The following is a 21,277-nucleotide window of genomic DNA, read 5'->3' as shown; positions in this document are numbered from 1 at the left end:
CTACTTCTGCTTAAGTATCACTAAGGTAATATCATCAAACACTTTTTGTTCGCCGATGTAATGGCGCAAGTCATCAATCGCAGCTTGGCGGATTTCTTCAGCAGTGCGATCGCGATTTCGGCCGATGGATTCTATCAGTGGTTCCATACCGTATAACAAGCCTTGTTCATTTCTCGCTTCTGTAATTCCGTCCGTGTAAAGCACCACCACATCTCCCGGATTTAAGTGGACTTCAGTTGATAGAATGAAATCGGCAATCTCTGAGTCTAAAGCGATCGGGAAACCTAAATCTATCGTATCGATTCGTTCCACTTCGCCGCTACACCGCACCACAATCACCTCTTCGTGCTGTCCGCTCAAGCGCAGAGTCCCCTCCTCATAGTCTAGCAAACAAAGGCTGAGATTTTTCTCGCAATTCATGCGGTTTACATTGTCATAAAGAGTGCGATTGATGGCATTTAAAAATCGCACGGGGTCAGTTTCATTGTTCACCATTAGCGTTCGCACGGCAGTTTGCGCCATAATCATTAAAACGCCGCTTTCTAATCCGTGTCCCGTTACGTCGCCGATGCCAATTTTGATGCGATCGCCGTATTGTAGTACATCGTAGTAATCGCCACCTACTTCGTCGGCGGGTTCCATAAAACCAGCAATATCAAGTCCGGGAATATTACTGAGTTCGCTCTCTTTCGGCAAAATCATTTGTTGCAGTCGGCGCGTTACGTCTAGCTCAGCACTCATTCGGATATTGTCAGCTTTCAGACGCTCGTTAAGCACCGTAATTTCTTGGTTGGCTGATGCTAATTGGGCAGTGCGTTCATCGACTTTTTGTTCTAAAGTGCGATACAGAATGGCATTTTCAAGGGAGATAGCTGCTTGAGAAGAAATGATTTTCACAACTTCCAGGCGTTCTGGTGTAAAAGCACCGATCGCGATGTTATTTTCTAAGTAAAGAATGGCGGTGAGTTTGCCTTGATTAACGATGGCGCTACACAAGATTGATTTGGGTTGGTGGGCTATAATGTAAGGATCTGTGGTAAAAATCCCTTCGCGCGTGGCTTCGCTTAAAACCACATTTTCTTGAGTGCGAGCGACGTAATTGATTATCGCCAAGGGGAGATTTTCGCTGCTAGAAACTGGAAGAGATTGCAGCACTTGGGCTTCGCGCTCAATTTCTCCTTGTGCTTGAATTTTTAAAATTCCGTTGTCGGAGAGAATGAGGAAGCCTTTTTGTGCCCCGGCATTTTCGAGGACGAGGTTCGTCAATTTGGCGAGCAATTTATCTAAGACAATTTCCCCGGCAATAGCTTGAGCAGCTTTCACGACTGTGGCTAAATCTAGCCCTTCGCCGGAACTGCTGCCTGTAGTGGAAATGGTTGTTTGGGTGACTTTCGTAGAGCTAGTTGTTGAGGTGAGAAACTGAGGATATCGCGCTTCTAAGTCTTTGACTTTGGCAAGGGCACCCCAAGTCTGGTAAGCGTAGCGAGCATCTTGGAGATAGTGAGCAGCAACGTGGCTTTGGTTGCGCCAGAGGTAAAATCGTCCCGCGAGTTCGTAGGCGAGAGCTTCTTCGTTGAGATATTCATTTTCGCGGGCGCAGGAGATAGCAGAGTCATAATATTCTCTGGCATCTTTATAGTTGCCCAGAACTCTGGCGCGTTCCCCTTCGACGAGGTAATATTTGTGCAGGTAATTCATAGGAGCGTAACTCGCCCACATTTTCATTTTTTCCTGGTTGGCAGCAACCTTTTCCAGAAAAGCCTCTTTTTCGGACTCTGGATTATCAGCAAATACTGCCAGCAGTGCTAGAGAATGATAGAAATGGAAAATAGCGACAGATGACGTAGCTAACATAGCATCTAAATAATTTTCTGCAATGGCCGCATTTTCTAGGGCTTCGCCGTAGTTTCCAAATAAATAACAGAGGATAAGTTTGTGTAAATGCAAGTCACCAATTCCGTATCTGTCTTGGTTTTCCTGCATCCTTGGCAACATCTTTACTTCGTCATAACTTTCGCCAATTAATCGACAGGTGTTTTCTGATTTTCCACTCAAATTTAAGACGACTTGCCAATATCTGTTGAGATAAGTCAGAATTAGATTCTGATTGATATTGGATATTGCCTGACTGTATTTGCCCATTTCCCGTTCGACTTCGACCAGTTCCTTGCCCATCCAGTATAAATGACAAGAATAGCCGTAAGCATTAAAGGCAGCAAATAGCAAGTCTCCAGTTTCTAAGCCACTTTGGTATCCTTCTAAAAAAGGTTTAAGTATTTCTCTGAAGTGTTCTTTCCAAATTACCGAAAAATAATAAACTAAGAATATCACCGCCGATTTGATTTTTTTGCTATTGAATTTCTCTACCAACTTCAATGCAAGTTTCGCAAATTGATAGCCAGACTCTATATCGAAGACGACACCACACAGAACTATTCCGTAAGATCCATAACCTTGAGCGGATAGAGGCGTATTGCCATATTTGACCGATAAATTGACCATTTGCAGGGCACACAGTGTGAAGAGTCCGGAGTTCCCGTCATAGGCTGGATGTATGACATCAAACAGGATATCCATTGCTGCCCGCTTTTCAGGAGCGGTCATCTCTGGCAGGTCAATGAGATCCTCAATTTGCTTGCCTAGCCAAGCCGCTTTTGTTTCTTCTATAGCTTGTCCGATGTCTGCTAAACTTGGGTTTTCCGGTAGCGCGATCCCCAACTGAGCTAAAATTTCGAGTCCGCTACGCATTGCTTCTGGTAGTTGATGCTGGTTTGCATAACCCAGTACGGTTACTCTGTAGATTCTTACTTTGTCGAGTACAGTTTTGGCGCGATTTTTCACTACAGAAGCTAATCGCTCCATCTGCTGGAAGTTGTCGCTGAGATAAGCTGCTTCTGCGGCTTCTACGTGCAGCGCTAGAATCAATTCATACTGGCATTCCCAGCTATTTTCTTCTAATAAGCTCAAGCCAACTTGCAAGTAATTGAAGGCGGGTTGATAGGCTGCTGATGCCTTGGCTTTTTTGCCGGCTGTCAGGTTAAGCTGAGCTAGCTCGTCTTGCTCGGCTTGACAGGAAATGCGATCGCCCCCTTGATTTAGTTGGTTGACGATATCAAATATTTTTTGCTCTCGCTTCTGGGGCGGTGTATTCCGTAGCAGCAGTTGCCCCACTTGCCAATGCACAACTTTTTTGTCTGCTTCGGGAATGAGGGAATAGGTGGCTTGCTGAATGCGATCGTGGGCAAATTTATACTCAACTTCTATCTCTTCTGCTAACCCCTGCACGTCAAGTTCTATCAACTTGTAGGCATCGCTGATGGGTAATATCAGACCTTCTGCGATCGCTTCCCACAAATCAATCGCTATTTCTCGCGGCGATTTTTCAGAGACAATTGCCAACGTTTGGAGATCGAACTGGTTGCCAATACAGGCAGCTAGCTTCAAAGCTTGCTGCGTTGAAAGCGGTAACTTCTGCACCTTGCCCGCCATCAACTCTACGACATTATCGGTGATGTTCTGCGCTTGAATCTGCTGCAAGTCCCACTGCCAGCCCCCAAGCTGAAAATCAAACTTCAGCAGTCCTTCGCTGTACAGAGATTTCAAAAACTCATTAATGAAGAAGGGATTGCCATTGGTTTTGGTCTGCACCAATTCTGCCAAAGGCATAGCCGTTGCTAAGTCATAGTTGAAAGAGTCGGCAATCAACTGACTGACATCAGATAACTCCAATGGTTTTAAGGTTATTTGACTAACAATTCCCTCAGCTTGACGAATCTCATCCAGTGTCAGCATTAGGGGATGAGCATCGCTCACTTCGTTATCTCGATACGCGCCAATAACAAACAAATATTGACTTTCTGAGCCTGTCATCAGCCACTGAATTAATTTTAAAGAAGCGCCATCACTCCATTGCAAATCGTCCAGAAACATCACCATTGGATGTTCTGGTCGAGCCAACACCCGAATGAAGTTTTGAAACACTAAATTAAAGCGATTTTGGGCTTCTGCTGGAGCCAGTTCGGGGACTGCTGGTTGAGTGCCAATAATCAATTCCAATTCGGGAATAACCGCAACGATTAACTGACCGTTCTCACCAATAGCTGCTAACATTTTTTCGCGCCACGCTACTATCTGAGATTCGCTTTCGGTCAGCAATTGCGCCACTAAAGAGCGAAAGGCTTGTACCAGCGAGGCATAGGGAATATCTTTCTGATATTGGTCGAATTTTCCAGAGATAAAATACCCGCTTTGCCGCGTAATTGGCTTGTAAACTTCCTGTACCAAAGCCGACTTGCCCATACCAGAATATCCCGCTACCAGCATCATTTCAATTGGGGATTTGCGATTGGGGATTTGCGATTGGGGATTTTCATTTTTTTGTATGCCTGCGACTCGATCGAAGGCGGCGAGTAGCATTTCCACTTCTCGCTCTCGTCCGTACAACCTTTGCGAAATTTGGAATTTGCTGGAAAAATCCTGCTGACCTAGAGGGAAAGGCTCGATGCGCTGCGATCGCTCCCATTGCCTATAACATTCCTCTAAATCTGCCTTAACGCCATAGGCCGATTGATAGCGGTCTTCGGCATTTTTAGCCATTAGCTTGATGACAATTTCTGACAGAGGCTGGGGAATATCTGCGTTGAGTTGGTGAGGTGGGGTAGGGTGTTTAGCAATGTGCGAATGCACCAACTCCATCGCATCGTCAATCTGGAAAGGCAATTGCCCTGTTAGCAACTCGTAGAAAGTTGCTCCGAGCGAATAAAAATCTGTACGATAATCGAGCGCTCGGTTCATTCGCCCTGTTTGTTCAGGCGAGATATAGGCGAGCGTTCCTTCTAAAACATTCGGGTTTCGCAGCGTGGGATTTTCTCGCGAGAGAACTGTAGAAATACCAAAATCAATAATTTTTAATTGTCCAGTTTTGGGATTAAAGACAATGTTAGAAGGGTTAATATCTTTGTGTATAACTTGCTGCTGATGCACTTGAGCAAGGATGTCTGCAATCTGAAGGGCAAGAGACAAAAACTCGCTCAGCGTGAAGGGCTGACTCTTTCTTAACTGCTGGAGGGATTCGCCGCCAAAATCTTCCAGTACGATTACCCAGCGATTTTGGTAGCTTTCCAGGTTTAAGGGATTTACGACTCCCGCCAAATTCAATTTTTGGAGGATTTCATATTCCCGCTTGAACCAGGCTATTTTTTCCGGCGGCGCATAGGCTTGTTTGAGCACTTTGAGGATAACGGGCTGGTTATCTGTTGGGCTGCATCCGCGATAGATTAGTGAGTTGGCACTTTCGTAAATTTCTTGGGTAATTTGGTAGCCGGAAATTGTGAGCGTCATTGATTTGTTCCTTACTTCATTATCCCTATAGAGACATCTGTTTCATTCTCAGGAAAATGAGGATTTTGTATGGTTGTACCCCCGTGCCGACTCCGCTTGACTAACGGAGGAAATAGGCGTTTTCGGCATTGGGGCAACTACGGGGGGTTTGGCCCTACAAATTTTCACCCTCAAGTCCGTAAAAGCGAAAGGGGTTGTCCCAGAGGATTTTTTTTACGGTTTTTTCGGATATGCGATCGCTCAACGCTACAACTTCCCCGATAACGTCTGGGTGGTGATCGATGTGAGGGAAATCAGAACCGAAGATCAGATTATCCGTGCCGATGTAGTCAATTGTCTCAGCTAAATAAGGCTCAGAAGGTTCAAAGGAGATGAAGCACTGACGGCGAAAATATTCTGAGGGCTTCATTTTAACATGATCTTTGACTTCCCAGCCTAAGTCGCAATACTCGCGATCGAGCCGCCACAACCAGTAGGGCAGCCACCCGCAACCAGACTCCAGAAAGCCCACCCTGAGTTTGGGGTGACGTTCCAACACTCCTCCTTCGATGAGGGTCAACAGCGCCATCATCTGTTCCATTGGATGCGAACAGGCGTGCATGGCAAATCGGGTGTTAAACCGATCCGATCCGGTGGTTGGGAGTTGGGAATGAGTGCCTTCGTGGAGGCTGACGGCAATCCCCAACTGCTCGCATTCGCTCCAAAATGGCTCGTAAGCGGGGTCAGAAAGCAGCCGTCCCTTGACTGGGTTGGGGCGCAAAAACACGGCTTTCCATCCAAATTCTGCAATGCGGCGCAGTTCTGGCACCATTTCTTCGGCAGCGTGGAGATTAATCGCACCGACTCCTCTAAGAATCTGGGGGTCATAGCTGCAAAAGTCTCGCAGCCAATTGTTGTAGGCGCGGGTAAATGCACCTGCCAGTTGTGCATCCATTGTATCGACGGCAAGCAGCCACAGTCCCATTGTGGGATACAAAAATGCGATATCAGCTCCCATTTTCGCGATCGCCTTTACCTGAGAACAGGGATCGTAGCGATCGATTCCGTAGCTGGTGAAATCCCGGATTGCCACTTTCAGCCCTTCCTCTTGGTGTTGGCGGGTTATCTTCTGATAAATCGGTTGACCATCAACTTTTAGATCGAGCGATGGTGCCCGGTTTTTAAAGGCTGGTTCGAGGTAATTTTTCCACAGATCGATCGGCTCTAAAACGTGGCAATCTGCATCGATAATTTGATAGGGCTTCAACATAGATTATTGAGATTTTTGAAATGTGAAAACATTTATAGGGGCAATCCCCCCGTGTATTGGTGTCAACTTAAGCTGAAAGCCCGCCTGGGGTTTTAACCCCTGGCTAATAGCTTAAGTCCTCTGAAGAGGACTAATAAATTTGAGAGTTTTCTTCAGTCCTCTTTAGATGACTTTAGCTATGAGACAGGGGTTTTTACCCCTGTCGGACTGCGGGTTTAACCTTAATGTTGACACCTATGGGGCAAGGGGCGTCGCCCCTACAATTTTACACAAATGATTTAAAATTGCATTAACCATAAGCCTAAACCTCTCAGAAAAAAGCTGGGAGGGGATTCAAATTTTCCTCAGTCAAAGCTTTAGCTAGCCAACCCATTTTAACGGGTACATCGTACAGCCGACCTGCACCCAATCTAGGCCAAAAATGCCGCAGTCCGGGTACAATTACTTTAACAACAGATAAGCCTAAATCAGGGCGGCTTTGGTCTAAAACAATTGTTTCTAATCCGTTCGCTCTGGCAATTTCTACGCAGTTCATTACGTCTGTATAAAGATCGTCGCTCCACTGTTTGAGATAGTCTGCGGGTGTTTTTGATGGGGCTGTTTTGTCTGGCAATAAATAGGGGTGTTGAGCGACTGTTGCACTCTTCCACCATTCGATCGCTTCTCGGTCGCGATCGCGATCGGCACTCTTTGGATCGAGTATACCAAAAAACGCAGCAGGCAGCGATTGATTCAGTTCGGTTAAGGCCCGTAGCAGGGCTATTTGCGGGTCAAAATGTGCCCCGAAACCCATAATAATATTCTCTTCCTCGCGGTCATTGCGGCGCGAAATAGCGGCAAATACGGGAATGTTTAAATCGCTGGTAAGGTCGAGTACCCAGAGGTCGCGCTGAAGCGTTTTGTAATGCGCCTCTATTTCCTGAAAATACGGCTCGTCAAAGCTGGAAAGCTCCGCTGCAGGTTTTTTCAATCGGTTATACCACCACAGGGCAATACTGTCTCGTTCTACTAATTCCATGAAGCCTTGCAGGATTGCTTCTTCTAAGTAGTTTCCGGCGGCGCATCCATTGGAGTTGGCAACCGCAAAGGGGGCATGATATTTTTGGGAATAACCGCTGTAACAGTAGGCAGTGGGGATGTATCGAGGCGCGTTGTGAGTTAACGACCAAGCTGGACTCCACTCGATTTCCACCTCTTCGTTGAATGGTTCTGGAATCCAGTTAAATCTGATGCGATCGCTATTCAATTCCTCGCGATTTGAAAACTGCTTTTCGCTAAAAAGCATACAAGTATTTGGGTGAATTGCGACACTCCCCAAGTCTTTTAACTTCCCTCTAATTCTGGCTTCATCTCCTTGAAATGCGATGGAGTAGCGCTCGATTGCTTCGCTCAAGGCGCTGACTTTTGCCTGAGTGTCGCTTTTTCCCTTACCGTAAGATTCGCTACGCAGGCTTTCTTGCAATTCATTTAAGTCTGCGATCGCGCCGACTAAACTGTAACCGGCACGGTAGGAAGTTGTCAGTCCGTTTTCTTCCTCCCAGGTAGAAATTCGCTGAAGAATGCTGATAATGCCAGTAATTGGGCTGACGTGATGCTCTAAGTTTTTCAAGGTTTGTTGTGGCGAGATGCAGCGGTGTCCGCCATCGCGAGTAAAAGATTTCTTACGACTAGAAAGAGCGATGGGTGCTGATTGTTTGGCTGCGAAATCTTGGGGGTTTCCGCAGCACGGACAATGGGGACGCTGCACGAGAAAGTGATGGCGTTTTTCTAGAGAAAGCGCGTTTAAGGTGATGATATTGCTTTCGAGAGATTCGCTGCGATCGCAGGCGATCCATTTAGCAAGTTCGGTGGCGGCGATGCCGTAGGCTGTAGCTAGGGTTGATGGCAATACAGACAAAGAAGTGGGGAAGGATGCGGTGTTTTTTTGGTTTTGCAGGTAATTTTCTACTTTGCGGTGCGATCGCAGTCGGTGCGCTAGGCATTCCCAGCAGCCAGTTTTGCCGGGGATAAAAATCGGGCCGATCCAAATTTCTGTTCCTAATGGTTTGACGAGCATCCAGGGGCGATCGTTCTGCAAGGCTTTTTGATTAATTTCTTCTAAATCTTCTTGCAGGTAATCGTCAGTTAGCACCACCGAGCGATCGCCATTTTCGCCGAGTTTAACTCCCACAGATGCGATCATTTCTTTGAAGGGTTCGGTGTCGATTTCACCCAAGGAAACTACAGAAACAATCGCTTCCTTGAGGCGTTTTTCAGCTATCTCTGGCTCTACCTTTAGCATTTCCCAAAAAGCGGCTTTTTCGGCGGACACGGAGGGAGCGGCATCTGTAATATAGCCTTGACTTTGCAGGCGATCGAGCAGATAGAATATTTCGACAAAAGAGAGTCTATCTTGCAGAGTCTCTATAATTTCTTCTAAGGTGTGTTTACCGTCTAGAAGCGGTGCAAGCTGAATGTAGGCATCTCCCCGTAACAAAAAATGGTCTTTTTCGGTAAGTAAAAATACGCCTTCAGAAGGGACTATTTCGCAGCGAAAACAGGGCTTAAACCTCGGCAGACGCATCATTGTTTAAATAACTATTGTTTAAATAACTCATGTCAGAGATTAGTGCAAATTTTTTATATTTTATTTCCGCCAAAAAACTATCTCTTCTTTCGTGCTTTAGGCTCTAGGGGCGCATAGCCATGCGCCCCTATGGAGAAGGCATATCTGGTAGGAGTAAGTCAGGGCTAATTTTACGCGCGATCGCTAATTCAAAAAATATGTCTTGAGAATTAGCGTTTTAAAACACCAGATTCGATCTTCAACATACTCTGAGAATTCCGTACAATCCGTCTTGCTTGGCATAGCCATAGAGCTGTTCCTCGCTTAAATCCCCCGTTGTTAAACTTTCTGGCAGGGGAGGAAGGGCTAAAAAACCCTCTTCCGAGTCAGGGGCATCTACATATTTGAGGATAGTCTGGCAAGCTTCTGCTAGCTTTTCAGGTGAGCGAGAGTTGGCGATTTCACTAATTGTTTGTCTCGGATCTTTGTTCAGTTTTCGCAGAAAGTCTTTATTGTCGTGTTTCCAAGCATGAGCAAAAACCCGTGCCCAGGCATCTCGCAACTCTGGCGGACAAGGAGTGTTTATCATTATTTTTCTCTTTTCATGCGTAGGTCGTGCAAAATTTTTAGGCCATTCAAGTATGTCTCATAATTCCGTACAACTCGCTTTGATTGGCATAAGCATAGAGTTGTTCTTCGCTCAATCCTTCTAATCCCTCTGGTAGAGTCGGCAGCGATATGAAACCATACTCGCAGTAGTCGTCATTTACATATTCGAGAATCGTCGCACATGACCCTAGTATACTTTCAGGTTTACCAGAGTTTACAACATCACCAATTGTTTGCCTTGGATCTTTCCTCAGTTGGTGCAGAAATTCCTTATTATCCTTATGCCAAGCATGACCAAAAAGACGGTTCCATGCTTCAGCTAAGTCTGGAGGATACAGGGGTTTGTCCATAATTTACCTCTCAGCTAATGGTCAAATAGAGCACTTGTCGATAAAACCTATCGGCTGATGACAGCCTAGTACGGAAATATCTTTAAGTCAAGATACAATTTACATAAATTTACGCCAACTGCACGTTATGAATCCGGAAATAAATTTCCGGGCTGGCTATAGAGCGGAGCGAGAATGCTACAAGATATCCGATTTAAGTGAATCTCATAAGCCCAAATAATCCACCTTGATTGGCATATCCATAGAGTTGGTCATCGCTTAAAGTATCTAGCTCCTCCGGTAGATTGGGAAGCGGGAGAAAACCCTCTTCTGAATCTGGCGAATTTATATGCTCGATGATAGTCGCACAAGCTCCGCTCAGTTTTTGAGGATTTCCAGAGTTTACTACATTATTGATTGTTTGTTTTGGATATTTTCTCAATTGCCGCAAAAACTCTCCATTTTTCCAAGCATAGGCTATGACCTTGACCCACGCAGCCTGTAGGTCTGACGGGTACAGACTCTTAGTCATAATTTACCTCTCTTTAGGTGTTGGTGTTGCGAAATAGTTAGACAGACTATTTTGCGCTAAAAGCTTGTCCTCCTAAATTTATTAAGGAAAAATATTTGTGTCAAGAGGTTTTATTAAAAGTTTATACAAGTATTTTTTCTTTACAAATATTTTCCATAGACCGCAACGCGGGCTTCAATTCATAGAATTGTAAATACAAATAAAAGGTTTTAAAGATAAACGGGAAAATTGTTGTATTTTTTACAAAAGTTTATAGCTTGACAGGACACTTACAACCTGGTAATTTTGATAAATCAAAGCCAAGCTCCGCTAAGCAACAAAGCTGTTAACTATCTTACAGTTTGCAAAACTGAGAAACGGCTAAAGCCAAAACCTCAAAAATAGAGTGCTGCAAAAAAGCTGTGACCATAGACTTAAACCAAACCCATATCGATCCTAACAATCCACAGTATCAAAATATGTTAGAGGATTTGCAGGGAAATATCCTCAAAAGTCACGAACGAGACTATTCAACCCATATTTTGATTAAATTCAAGTCAGACCCGGACGCAGTTAAAAAATGGATCGGCTACTTTACCGAAAAGTTTGTTATGTCCGCTAAGAAACAGTGGGACGATAATGCTAAGTTTAGAAGCAACTGTCAAGAAGTCGAAGGTTTGTTTGCCAACTTTTTTCTATCTTATAACGGTTATAAAGTGCTCGGCTTCGAGTTAGATGCCGGGGGAAGCGGCGAATTTCCCAGTCCGGCTTTTAAGGTGGGACTTCGGCAATTTAGGACAATTTTGTTCGACCCTCCAGTTGAAGAATGGGAAGAAGGTTTTCAAGATGAAATTCATGCTTTTATTCTCCTGGCTGATAACGATCGCGACAACCTGGAAAAACAGGCAAAACAAGTCATAGAAGAAGTTGGGCGCGTCGCAGAGATTGTTCATACAGAAGTAGGCATTGTCCTCAAAAATAAAAAAGGGCAGACTATTGAACATTTTGGGTTCAGAGATGGTGTCAGCCAGCCTCTATTTTTAAAAGAAGATATTGAGCTAGCCAAAGAACAAGGTACTGATTTGTGGGATGCTTCTGCACCTTTAGAATTAGTGCTTGTAAAAGATCCTTTCGGTGAGGGAGAGCATAGCTTTGGCAGCTATTGCGTCTACCGAAAGCTCGAACAAGATGTGCGAGGATTCAGAGAAGCAGAGAGAGAACTGGCTAAAAAGCTGCGATTGTCAGATCGAGATGTAGAAAGGGCCGGCGCTTTAGTTGTAGGGCGGTTCAGAGACGGAACCCCAGTGACGCTTTCTCCATCGGAACAAAATTCCGATACGGTTCCTAATAATTTCAATTATGATAGCGATCGCGACGGAATGAAATGTCCCTTTCACGCACACATCCGCAAAGCAAATCCGCGCGGCGACAAAAACGACAAATACCAAACCTTAGAAGAACACCGCCAGCGTCGAATTGTTCGTCGAGCAGTTAGCTATGGCGAGATGCCGAATGCACGGGATAACTCCCTGTCAAAACTCTCGCGATTTGAAAATCAACTGGAACATTTAAAAGAGTTGAAGGTTCAGCCAGCGTCAGGCGAAAAAGTAGGATTGCTGTTTCTATGTTTTCAGCGCGACATTTTCAACCAGTTTATGTTTATGCAAAAAAACTGGGCGAATAATCAGCATTTTGTCAACTATACAACAGGCTTGGACGGCATTGCAGGTCAAGGAAAAAAACAAATTGAAGGGCAAGCGTGGCCGAAAGAGTGGGGGAAGGACGAGAAAGTACCGTTCGATTTTTATAATTTTGTCACGATGAAAGGAGGCGAATTCTTTTTTGCTCCTAGCATTAGTTTTCTGAAAAATATTTCAGCGCTCGCCGTGAAATAAAACACGCGATTATATAGCCTTTCGAGCTCTCATATGAGGTACTCATGGGCATAGGGCATAGGCCTCCGTGGGCATAGGGCATACCTCACTTTTTTGAGAACCGCTATACCAAATCCGGCTTAAATATCCCCTTTAGGGGTAAAGCCGGGATACGGACAAAATAGGACAGGATGTAAAGAAATGTAATGAAGCCGCCACTCCCAGGCAGATTTATTGAAGCAAGCAGAACAAGTAAAAAGCTTGCATAACATACAATAGAAGGTAAGCTTGACACTCAAGCGGGCTAAAGCCACTGAGATTCTGCTGACAGAATAACTTTAGTTATTACTAAAGTTTAATTCTCGCTACGGTGGTCAAATACCGTCTACTTAGTCACCCAAATCAAGTTTAGGTTTCTAGCTACTTTTGTCGTTTTAACGTTTTCTGAACCATCACGCTTGCCAAAATGCGGTACGCTCAACAACCTGCTATTGCTTGCCCTTTACTGTCATACTGTCATCAAGCTTGCACTTGACCGTTGTTTCCAGGGGCGGGAATTTCTCGCCTTCTAGGATGTCTCAACACGTAGATGCTCGTTCTTACTCACTTCTCGAACATAATACAATATTTCAACCAAAATAGAAACAAAGAAAAACACGGGGACTGAAGTCCCCGCGTCGCTTACCTCTCAGGGCTGAAGCCGCTGAGTTTCCCGCATCCGGTATGAATTTTTATGAATACGAGCTGTCCCAAACCCAAATGTAAAGAGATGTAACAATCCCGTCATCCCCGAAATCACTCCGACTCCCACAGGACTTACGCAAGCACGCTATATGTCAATACGGTTCAGTTAACGCTGTCCGACGAATTTAACCTCACGATTTTATGGGAAATACAGGCATCTTTTAGAAGTCAGATTGCTCTTAACTGAACCGTATTGCGCTATATATAGCGTACTTGCGTAAGTTCTGACCAATCTACTTATTTAGGGTCTAAGTATAGATGACTCAAAGTATCTGTCACTTGTCAATGCAGCAATTCCTCTAATTTTTGCTGGTTCCACAAATACTGATAAAGCCCTGTTTGCCCTACCAATTCAAGGTGAGTGCCACTCTGAACTATTTCTCCTCTCTCCATCACAAAAATGCGATCGGCACTGGCCGCTGCTGACATTTGATGGGAGATAAAAATTACCGTTTTGCGATCGGTTCCCGTTGCCAAGTTTCGCAAAATGTCGGTAGCAGTTTGATTGTCAACGCTGGAAAGAGCATCATCCAAAATTAACACCGGGGCGTCAACTAACAAAGCGCGAGCAAGTGCTGTCCGCTGCCGCTGTCCGCCGGATAAAGTAATGCCGCGCTCGCCGACAACTGTTTTGTACTGTTGCGGGAAGTTGAGGATTTCGGCGTGAATTTGCGCTTGTTTTGCTGCGACTTCAATCTCCGGCTGTTCCGCTAAAGGGTTTCCGTAGCGGATGTTATTCTTGATGGTAGTGCCGAACAGAAAACTTTCTTGCGGAACGTAGGCGATCGCCCCGCGCAATTCGCTCAATTTTACCTCAGTAATATCCTGTCCGTCTAAAAATAACTCGCCCGGATCGATATCTAGCAAGCGTGGCAGTGCATTAGCTAAAGTTGATTTTCCCGATCCGATCGCCCCAACAATTGCGACAGTTTCGCCCGGTTTTATGGTAAAATCAACATTTTTAAGCGCGGGTGTCTTAGCACCCGGATAAGTATAATTTAGATGGCGAGCCACAATTTCTCCTTTGACTGGAGTTGCCAGTTCAACTGCATCGGCAGTATCCTTAATTTGCGGTTCCACAGTCAGAATTGATTCGATGCGATCGACACTCACTTCTCCCCGCTGGTAAGCCGTAATTGTGAAACCCAACAGCGCCGTCGGAAACACCAAGCGCTCGACATAAATCAGCAACGCCACAAAATCGCCAATGCTAATTTGACCATTAGCAATTGCCCCGCCACCAGCAGAAAGCAGCACCAACAAACTGATGCTTGCCAAACCGCCCAGCAGCGGAAAAATAAAGTTTCTAGTTTTTGCTAATTCCAAATTTGCTGATAGCAACTGCGCGTTGGAATTGCGAAAAGCTCGGCGTTCGTTTTCTTCTTGAGCGTAGATTTTTATTACGGACATCCCGCTCATATCTTCCTGAATTAAATCGCTCATCGCCGACAATTCCTCTTGCACGGCTAACTGTTGGATGCGAAGTTTGTCGCTAAATAACTGTACCAAAACCAGCATTAAAGGATAAACTGCGATCGCAAACAGCGTCAACCTTACATTAATCCCCAGCATCACCGGCAAAGTCAAAGCATAGGCAAATGCCGTATTCGCCAAACTGAGTACCGCAAACCCCACCAAGCGCCGAATATTGTCCAAATCGGAAGTAGCGCGGTTAATTAAATCCCCTACCGTATTGGCGGCAAAATAAGACGGTTCTAATGTTAATAAATGGTTAAATATTTGCTGTTTGAGGTCAAATTCGACTTGACGCCCGACGCCAAACAGCAAAATCCGCGACGCCATCCGAATCACCCACATAATTGAGGCGAGAATCAGAATTAGTGCCACGAAGTTGAAAACTTGGTCAAATTTAGTCGCATATTGGAGAGTGTCAACTGCATTCCGAATCAGCAGGGGAATGTAAACGCCCACAGCATTGACAACCAATAGCGAAAAAATGCCCCAGAATGTTGGTTTCCAGTGCGGGCGCATATAAGAGCCGAGTTTTTGCAGTCGAGAATAACGAGCCATAGGAAGAAGGAAGAAGGAAGAAGGTTCGGCAGCGGATTTTGTAACGGATGTAACGGATGGATGCTGAAGGAAGAAGGAAGAAGGAAGAAGGAAGAAGGAAGAAGGAAGAAGGAAGAAGGAAGAAGGAAGAAGGAAGAAGGAAGGCGCAATCTTCAGCTCATGTTTCAGCAATTAAGAACGTCATCATCGTCGGGCGTGGTTGCTATAGAAGGTAGAAGTTTGAAAAAAAAAATAGAAGCTCTATCGAAAGGTAGATGACCGAAAACACCAGTTAAGAAATTTTTAATAAAAATTCTGCTTTGGGAGGACGCGCCATCAAAATTAGGTTTTGGCCTCAACCAAAACCTAATTATATCGATATGTAACAAACCACATTATATCTGTGGCGACACGAGATATGTGGGGACACGGCATTGCCCTGTCCTTAGCCACCCGGAACGAGCTCGCCCAAATCTCCCATCCGTCCCCCCAATCCCCCACACGGTTGAGGCGCGCTACAATCAAAAATCGATCAACTTAGCACTCAGACTCAGAGAGTGCTAAATTTGCTAATGTAAGCGATTGGAGACAAACATGACCAAAATAGTTGCATTTAGCGACAAATCTCGGCGGGCACTAGAACGCGGCGTCAATCAACTCGCCGATGCTGTCCGCATCACCTTGGGCCCGAAAGGCCGGAATGTCCTATTGGAAAAGAAATACGGCGCTCCCCAAATAGTTAACGACGGTATCACCGTTGCTAGGGATATCGAACTCGAAGACCCCCTGGAAAATGCCGGCGCTCGCTTAATTCAAGAAGTCGCCTCCAAAACTAAAGATATCGCAGGCGACGGCACAACAACCGCAACGGTTATCGCTCAATCCCTCATTCGCGAAGGTTTGAAGAATGTCGCTGCAGGCGCAAACCCAGTCGCGCTGCGCCGGGGTATTGAAAAAACGATCGCCCACTTGGTGCTGGAAATCGAGAAATTGGCGAAACCAGTCGAAGGAAGCGCCATTGCTCAAGTCGCCACTGTCTCCGCCGGTAACGACGAAGAAGTCGGCGCCATGATTGCCCAAGCAATGGAAAAAGTCACGAAAGACGGCGTAATTACTGTAGAAGAGTCGAAATCTCTGACAACAGAATTGGAAGTTGTCGAAGGGATGCAGTACGATCGCGGATATCTTTCTCCGTATTTCGTCACTAACACCGATCGCATGGAAGTTGAGTACGAAAACGCTCGCATCCTGATTACCGACAAAAAAATTAGCTCGATTCAAGAACTAATTCCAGTTCTCGAAAAAATCGCCCGCACCGGTCAACCGCTGCTAATTATCGCCGAAGATATTGAAGGCGAAGCTTTGGCAACTCTGGTAGTCAACAAAGCCCGCGGCGTATTGAACATCGCAGCAACCAAATCTCCTGGTTTTGGCGATCGACGCAAAGCTATGCTTCAAGATATCGCCGTGCTCACCGGCGGTCAACTGATTTCTGAAGAAGTCGGACTCAGCATCGATACCGCAACCCTAGAAATGCTCGGTACCGCCCGCAAAATTACGATCGACAAAGAAAACACGATCATTGTTGCAGGCGAAGAACACAAAGCTGACGTGCTAAAACGGATCGAGCAAATCCGCAAGCAGCTAGAAGCGACGGATTCCGACTACGACAAGGAAAAGCTAACCGAACGCATCGCCAAACTCGCCGGCGGCATCGCTGTAATTAAAGTCGGCGCAGCTACCGAAACCGAGCTCAAAGACCGTAAACTGCGTATTGAAGACGCTTTGAACGCTACGAAAGCTGCTGTGGAAGAAGGTATCGTTGCCGGAGGTGGGACGACGCTAATTCACCTGATTACAAAAATAGATGCGATCAGAAATACTTTAGACACCGAAGAACAAGTAGGCGCTGACTTGGTGAAGAAAGCTTTGGAATCACCTTTGCGTCAAATCGCTGATAATGCCGGTGTTGAAGGTTCGATCGTCATCGAACGAGTGCGGGCTAGCGAGTTCAACGTTGGCTACAACGCTCTTACCGACGTGTACGAAGATATGATTGCCGCCGGGATTATTGACCCGGCTAAGGTGGTGCGATCGGCTTTGCAAAATGCCGGTTCCATTGCTGGTATGGTATTGACCACTGAAGCTGTGATTGTCGAAAAACCCGAGAAGAAAAAAGCCGGCGGCGACATGGGCGACATGGGCGGCATGGGCGGCATGGGCGGCATGGGCGGCATGGGCGGCATGGGTGGCATGGGTGGCATGGGCGGCATGGGCATGATGTAGTCTTCAGCCATTAGTTTGTAGTCTGTAGGGTGCGCCGCACCATGCGTGTAAACAAGCGCGTCTTATGTACTACCCGTCTACTGTTTGACGATTAAGGCAGCTTATCCCCCCGGCATCCCCTGATAGTCCGGGGGGATTTTTCATTCTCTTGTAGGGGCAATCCCCCCGTGGCAGCCCCAATCCCACCCAAGGGCTAACAAATCGTGGAGGGGTCGGGTCGGCATTCTTGGCACGACAAGAGTCAAAAGGCTGGTTTTCCTGAGAATGAAACAGCCCTGCCCTGATAGTCCGGGGGGACTTGAAGCTATCAAAGTTTCCTTCTTAAGGGAGATGCAATGGGGCTCGGCATTAAGCTATAAGCGATAGTTCTCAGGGATTTTAAGCTGAAGTTGCCACCTCTGCAGTACGCGCCCTCTGGGTCAACTAAAATCCTTCCCAGAAACCGCGTCTCCCCCTCTCCCCCGATCCTTTAAGACGAGGGAGTTACATTGTTGCTGTGCAAGTCTTGAGGAGATTGAAACAGAGTTTCGAGATAAACTCTCGCAGCTTGGCGATAACTGCGCGAAGCTTCAGGCGTACCGCTATCGGCATTCTGCAACAAAAACAGCGACAGGGCCGCGCAAAATACTCGGTCTAGATCCCATTCGGGATGGGTTTCCAGGTAAGTTTTGAGAGAATCGTGCAGCGTTTCGGGAATTTCAGCAAAAATACTGACTGTTGGGTTCATCATTTTTTTTAGTCTCGCTAATAAATTGAAAACAGAACCCCCCCTTCGGCCGGATACAGGTGCAGGCACAGCCGAAATCAGAGCGCTTTTTTTTAGGTCGGTCGCATCATTGTGCGCTATGAGGGGGTGGGTTTGTCAATGTTGCGAAATATTACAAACTCCTTTAGATAAAAAAAAAGTCTACCAAATAATCAGCTTTTTAGGGCATTTTTTGTTACATATCTTTATGTGTCGGGGGGTTTATGAGGAATTAGGCAGCAAGTTAAGGAAATCCCCAATTCCGCAGCAAGATGCTACCGTGCCGTTAATTTCTGTGGAAAACTTTGTCGAATCTGTGGAAAACCTCAGACTTGCCTGGGGAAACGCTGTGGAATGTTTAGGGAAAAGTCAGGGAAAAAATAAGAATTGCAAAGGGCATGGGGCATGGGGCATGGGGGCATGGGGCATGGGGCATGGGGCATGGGGCATTGTTGACTGTTGACTGTTGACTGTTGACTGTTGATTAATGTTATTGGTTATTTGTTATTAGCCACTGCAAAGGATTAACAACTGACAACTGACAACAGTCAACTGACAACAGTCAACAGTCAACTTCCTAAGTGCCACTCTGCCGCTTTTTGGCGGATGGTTGCCAATTCTGGCGGCGGCATTTTGTCGAGATTGGCTAAGATAAAGCTCATGCGACCGATCGACTGAAGTTTGTCCCGGTGGCGCGCTAGGAAATCCCAGTAGAAGAAGTTGAAGGGACAGGCATTTTCGCCCGATCGCACTGTGCGATCGAATTTGCACCCCCGACAATAATCGCTCATTTTATTAATGTAATTGGCAGAAGCAGCATAGGGCTTCGAGGCCAACACACCGCCGTCAGCAAACAAACCCATGCCCAGCACATTAGTCTGCATTACCCAGTCATAGGCATCCACAAACGCACTGTGGAACCATTTTTCTAGCTCCTGGGGCGAGATTCCCGCAATTAGACCAAAATTGCTCAAAATCATCAACCGCTGGATATGGTGCGCGTAACCGCTGCCTTCGACTTGAGTTAAAACTTGGCACAAACAGTTCATATCTGTTTTACTAGCGTCCCAAAAAAACTCCGGCAGTGGCTGAGTGTGGTTGAACCAATTCTTCTCAAAATAATCAGCATCCACGTAAAAATACATACCGCGAATGTATTCTCGCCAGCCCAGAATTTGGCGGATAAAACCTTCGACGCCGTTTAAATTTAAGTTTTTTTCGAGGTAGGCTGTTTCCGCCGCTTGAATAACTTCTAAAGGATGCAGCAAGCCAATATTGAGATACGGAGAAATTAGGGAATGCCACATTGTTTCCTCCCCCGTTACCATCGCGTCTTGATAAGGGCCAAAAGTGGGGAGACCCTGTTCGATGAAATTATCTAATACTTGCAATGCTTGCTCTCGTGTAACCCCCCAGCGAAAAGGTTCAATACTTCCGTAAGTTGGGAAAGATAGAGATTTAACTTGTGCGATAACTTCTTGAGTTATGGCGTCCGGTTCAAACCAGAGAGGTTTGGGGGTATCCAGTTTTCCTTTTGGTGGCTGACGATTTTCTTTGTCAAAATTCCACTTTCCTCCGACAGGTTTATTGCCATCCATTAAAATTTGGAAACGCTGGCGGCTGGCTCGATAGAAGTCTTCCATTAACAAACGTTTGCGGCTTGACGCCCAATCTTTGAATTCTGTTTGTGTCCAGAGGAATTGATTGTTGGGAATTAGGGTTATTTTACAGGGCAGTTGCAAATTTTGAACGAGCTGTAAAAAAGGTCGATCGTTCGGAGCCATCACCCGCACTTCGGTGATATTCTGAGCTTGTATCCAAGCTTTGAGAGGTGCTTCAAAGTCCTCCGATTTTGTGTAAGTAACTTGCCATCCACCGACGAGCAATTCTTCAGCCAAGTGCCGCATGGCCGACCAAATTAATACTAATTTTTGTTGGTGGTAGCGCCGGTGTTGAACGTGCTGCCAAGATTCAATTAAAATTATCGGTAGGGAGGGTTTATCATCTGTGCGGTTGAGGGCAGCTTGGTTCTGCCATAGTTGATCGCCTAATATCCAAACGCCAACAGTCATTTTACTTTTTTTTAGTGAAACTTATTTTTTACTTTTTATGAGGTCGGGCGGTCTAGTCAAGAAACTGAATTGATTGACAACTCACAACTCATATGTTTTCAGGTTATCCTGAAAACTTACTAGAGCATAACATTGATTTCCAAAGATAGGGACACCGGCCAGCAAATTGAAATTTTATCTCTGTGTATCCTTCGGATATTAATAACTTGGTCAGCGTCTCTACTGAAAAAAATTTAATGTGACCGTTATCCCAAAGAACGGTAAAATGTTGATCTAGTTTGCCATAAACAGCTAAAGCCAGATTTTTTAAATAGCCGTGATAGGGGGTGGAAATAATTAATGTTCCTCCAGGAATGAGGCATTTTTTTGCAGTTCTTGCTAGTTCTTTAGGATAAAGCAAGTGTTCGATTACTTCAATAGCTAAGACAACATCAAATGAGTTCAGAATATCGGTATCTGGAAGGTCGTAAATATCTGCTTGGATAAACTGACACTCTGGGAAACTTTGACGGGAGATGGCAATTCCGGGTGCAGAAGTGTCAACGCCGACAACTTCGCAGCCGTGCTCTGCGATAACGTGACTGAGGCTGCCATTGCCACAGCCGAGATCCAAAACTCGGAGTTTTGTCTTGCTGGTCTGCTGAAGTGTCGCCAGCATTTCTAAAAGGGGAGTAATCCCTAGGACGGGCTTTTCTTAGACATTTTCCTTATAAATCAGACAATTGGTGTAGACTGGAATAATTCACCTAACCAAACCCAGATATGTCCACATATGTACCACCAAGAATCGCTATTCAACGACTCGGAGTATGTTCAAAAACACGCTTAGCGGTGGGAAAAAGAAGGGAAAATCAAAGCGTACAGAACACCATCAGGACAGCGACGATACGACGGAGACTCAGTTGTCAATATTCCATCTACTAAACCAACCATCCTCTACGCCAGAGTTAGCAGTCGAAGTCA

General features: G+C 45.7%; 14 protein-coding genes. 4 read left to right on the top strand and 10 right to left on the bottom strand.

All coding sequences use genetic code 11. The features are described 5' to 3' along the window. The 6 genes from QUB35_RS24760 to QUB35_RS24735 form a co-directional block, all read right to left on the bottom strand. Positions 1-5,340: an AAA family ATPase gene (locus QUB35_RS24760; RefSeq protein ID WP_333144327.1), complete on the bottom strand. Its 5,340-nt coding sequence runs from the start codon at positions 5,338-5,340 to the stop codon at positions 1-3. 154 nt (positions 5,341-5,494) lie between these two features. Continuing rightward, positions 5,495-6,589, bottom strand: a complete 1,095-nt coding sequence (locus QUB35_RS24755; RefSeq protein ID WP_333144326.1) for an amidohydrolase family protein — start codon at positions 6,587-6,589, stop codon at positions 5,495-5,497. 310 nt (positions 6,590-6,899) lie between these two features. Further along, entirely contained in the window at positions 6,900-9,155 is a 2,256-nt protein-coding gene (locus QUB35_RS24750) for a TOMM precursor leader peptide-binding protein (RefSeq protein WP_333144325.1), read from the bottom strand. A gap of 238 nt (positions 9,156-9,393) precedes the next feature. Continuing rightward, positions 9,394-9,723, bottom strand: coding sequence for a hypothetical protein (locus QUB35_RS24745; RefSeq protein WP_333144324.1), 330 nt, complete (start codon positions 9,721-9,723; stop codon positions 9,394-9,396). Between the two features lie 46 nt (positions 9,724-9,769). Continuing rightward, entirely contained in the window at positions 9,770-10,093 is a 324-nt protein-coding gene (locus QUB35_RS24740) for a hypothetical protein (protein WP_333144323.1), read from the bottom strand. Between the two features lie 193 nt (positions 10,094-10,286). Continuing rightward, positions 10,287-10,604 (bottom strand): hypothetical protein, encoded by a 318-nt coding sequence (locus QUB35_RS24735; RefSeq protein WP_333144322.1) that lies wholly within the window; start codon positions 10,602-10,604, stop codon positions 10,287-10,289. A gap of 401 nt (positions 10,605-11,005) precedes the next feature. Between QUB35_RS24735 and QUB35_RS24730 the strand changes: the two genes are divergently transcribed. Then, positions 11,006-12,478, top strand: a complete 1,473-nt coding sequence (locus QUB35_RS24730) for a Dyp-type peroxidase (RefSeq protein ID WP_333144321.1) — start codon at positions 11,006-11,008, stop codon at positions 12,476-12,478. Positions 12,479-13,483: 1,005 nt separating this feature from the next. Here QUB35_RS24730 and QUB35_RS24725 read toward each other — a convergent pair. Then, positions 13,484-15,232, bottom strand: a complete 1,749-nt coding sequence (locus tag QUB35_RS24725) for an ABC transporter ATP-binding protein (protein ID WP_333144320.1) — start codon at positions 15,230-15,232, stop codon at positions 13,484-13,486. A gap of 56 nt (positions 15,233-15,288) precedes the next feature. Between QUB35_RS24725 and QUB35_RS24720 the strand changes: the two genes are divergently transcribed. After that, entirely contained in the window at positions 15,289-15,447 is a 159-nt protein-coding gene (locus tag QUB35_RS24720) for a hypothetical protein (protein ID WP_333144319.1), read from the top strand. 358 nt (positions 15,448-15,805) lie between these two features. Beyond that, on the top strand, positions 15,806-17,497 hold the full coding sequence (gene groL / locus QUB35_RS24715) for a chaperonin GroEL (RefSeq protein ID WP_333144318.1): 1,692 nt from the start codon (positions 15,806-15,808) through the stop codon (positions 17,495-17,497). Positions 17,498-17,966: 469 nt separating this feature from the next. Here the strand turns inward: groL and QUB35_RS24710 are convergent, their stop codons facing one another. After that, entirely contained in the window at positions 17,967-18,224 is a 258-nt protein-coding gene (locus QUB35_RS24710; protein ID WP_050813024.1) for a DUF2811 domain-containing protein, read from the bottom strand. Positions 18,225-18,435: 211 nt separating this feature from the next. Here QUB35_RS24710 and QUB35_RS24705 point away from each other — a divergent pair, with 211 nt between their 5' ends. After that, positions 18,436-18,705 (top strand): hypothetical protein, encoded by a 270-nt coding sequence (locus QUB35_RS24705; RefSeq protein WP_333144317.1) that lies wholly within the window; start codon positions 18,436-18,438, stop codon positions 18,703-18,705. Between the two features lie 106 nt (positions 18,706-18,811). Here the strand turns inward: QUB35_RS24705 and QUB35_RS24700 are convergent, their stop codons facing one another. Together QUB35_RS24700 and QUB35_RS24695 are read right to left on the bottom strand one after the other, a co-directional pair. After that, entirely contained in the window at positions 18,812-20,314 is a 1,503-nt protein-coding gene (locus QUB35_RS24700) for a cryptochrome/photolyase family protein (RefSeq protein WP_333144316.1), read from the bottom strand. Between the two features lie 103 nt (positions 20,315-20,417). Further along, positions 20,418-20,972: a class I SAM-dependent methyltransferase gene (locus tag QUB35_RS24695; protein WP_333144315.1), complete on the bottom strand. Its 555-nt coding sequence runs from the start codon at positions 20,970-20,972 to the stop codon at positions 20,418-20,420. Positions 20,973-21,277 lie beyond the last annotated feature (305 nt).

It is taken from the genome of Microcoleus sp. B13-B6, assembly GCF_036705405.1.
In the GTDB taxonomy this organism is placed as follows: domain Bacteria; phylum Cyanobacteriota; class Cyanobacteriia; order Cyanobacteriales; family Microcoleaceae; genus Microcoleus.
This window is presented reverse-complemented; position numbering and strand designations above follow the sequence as displayed.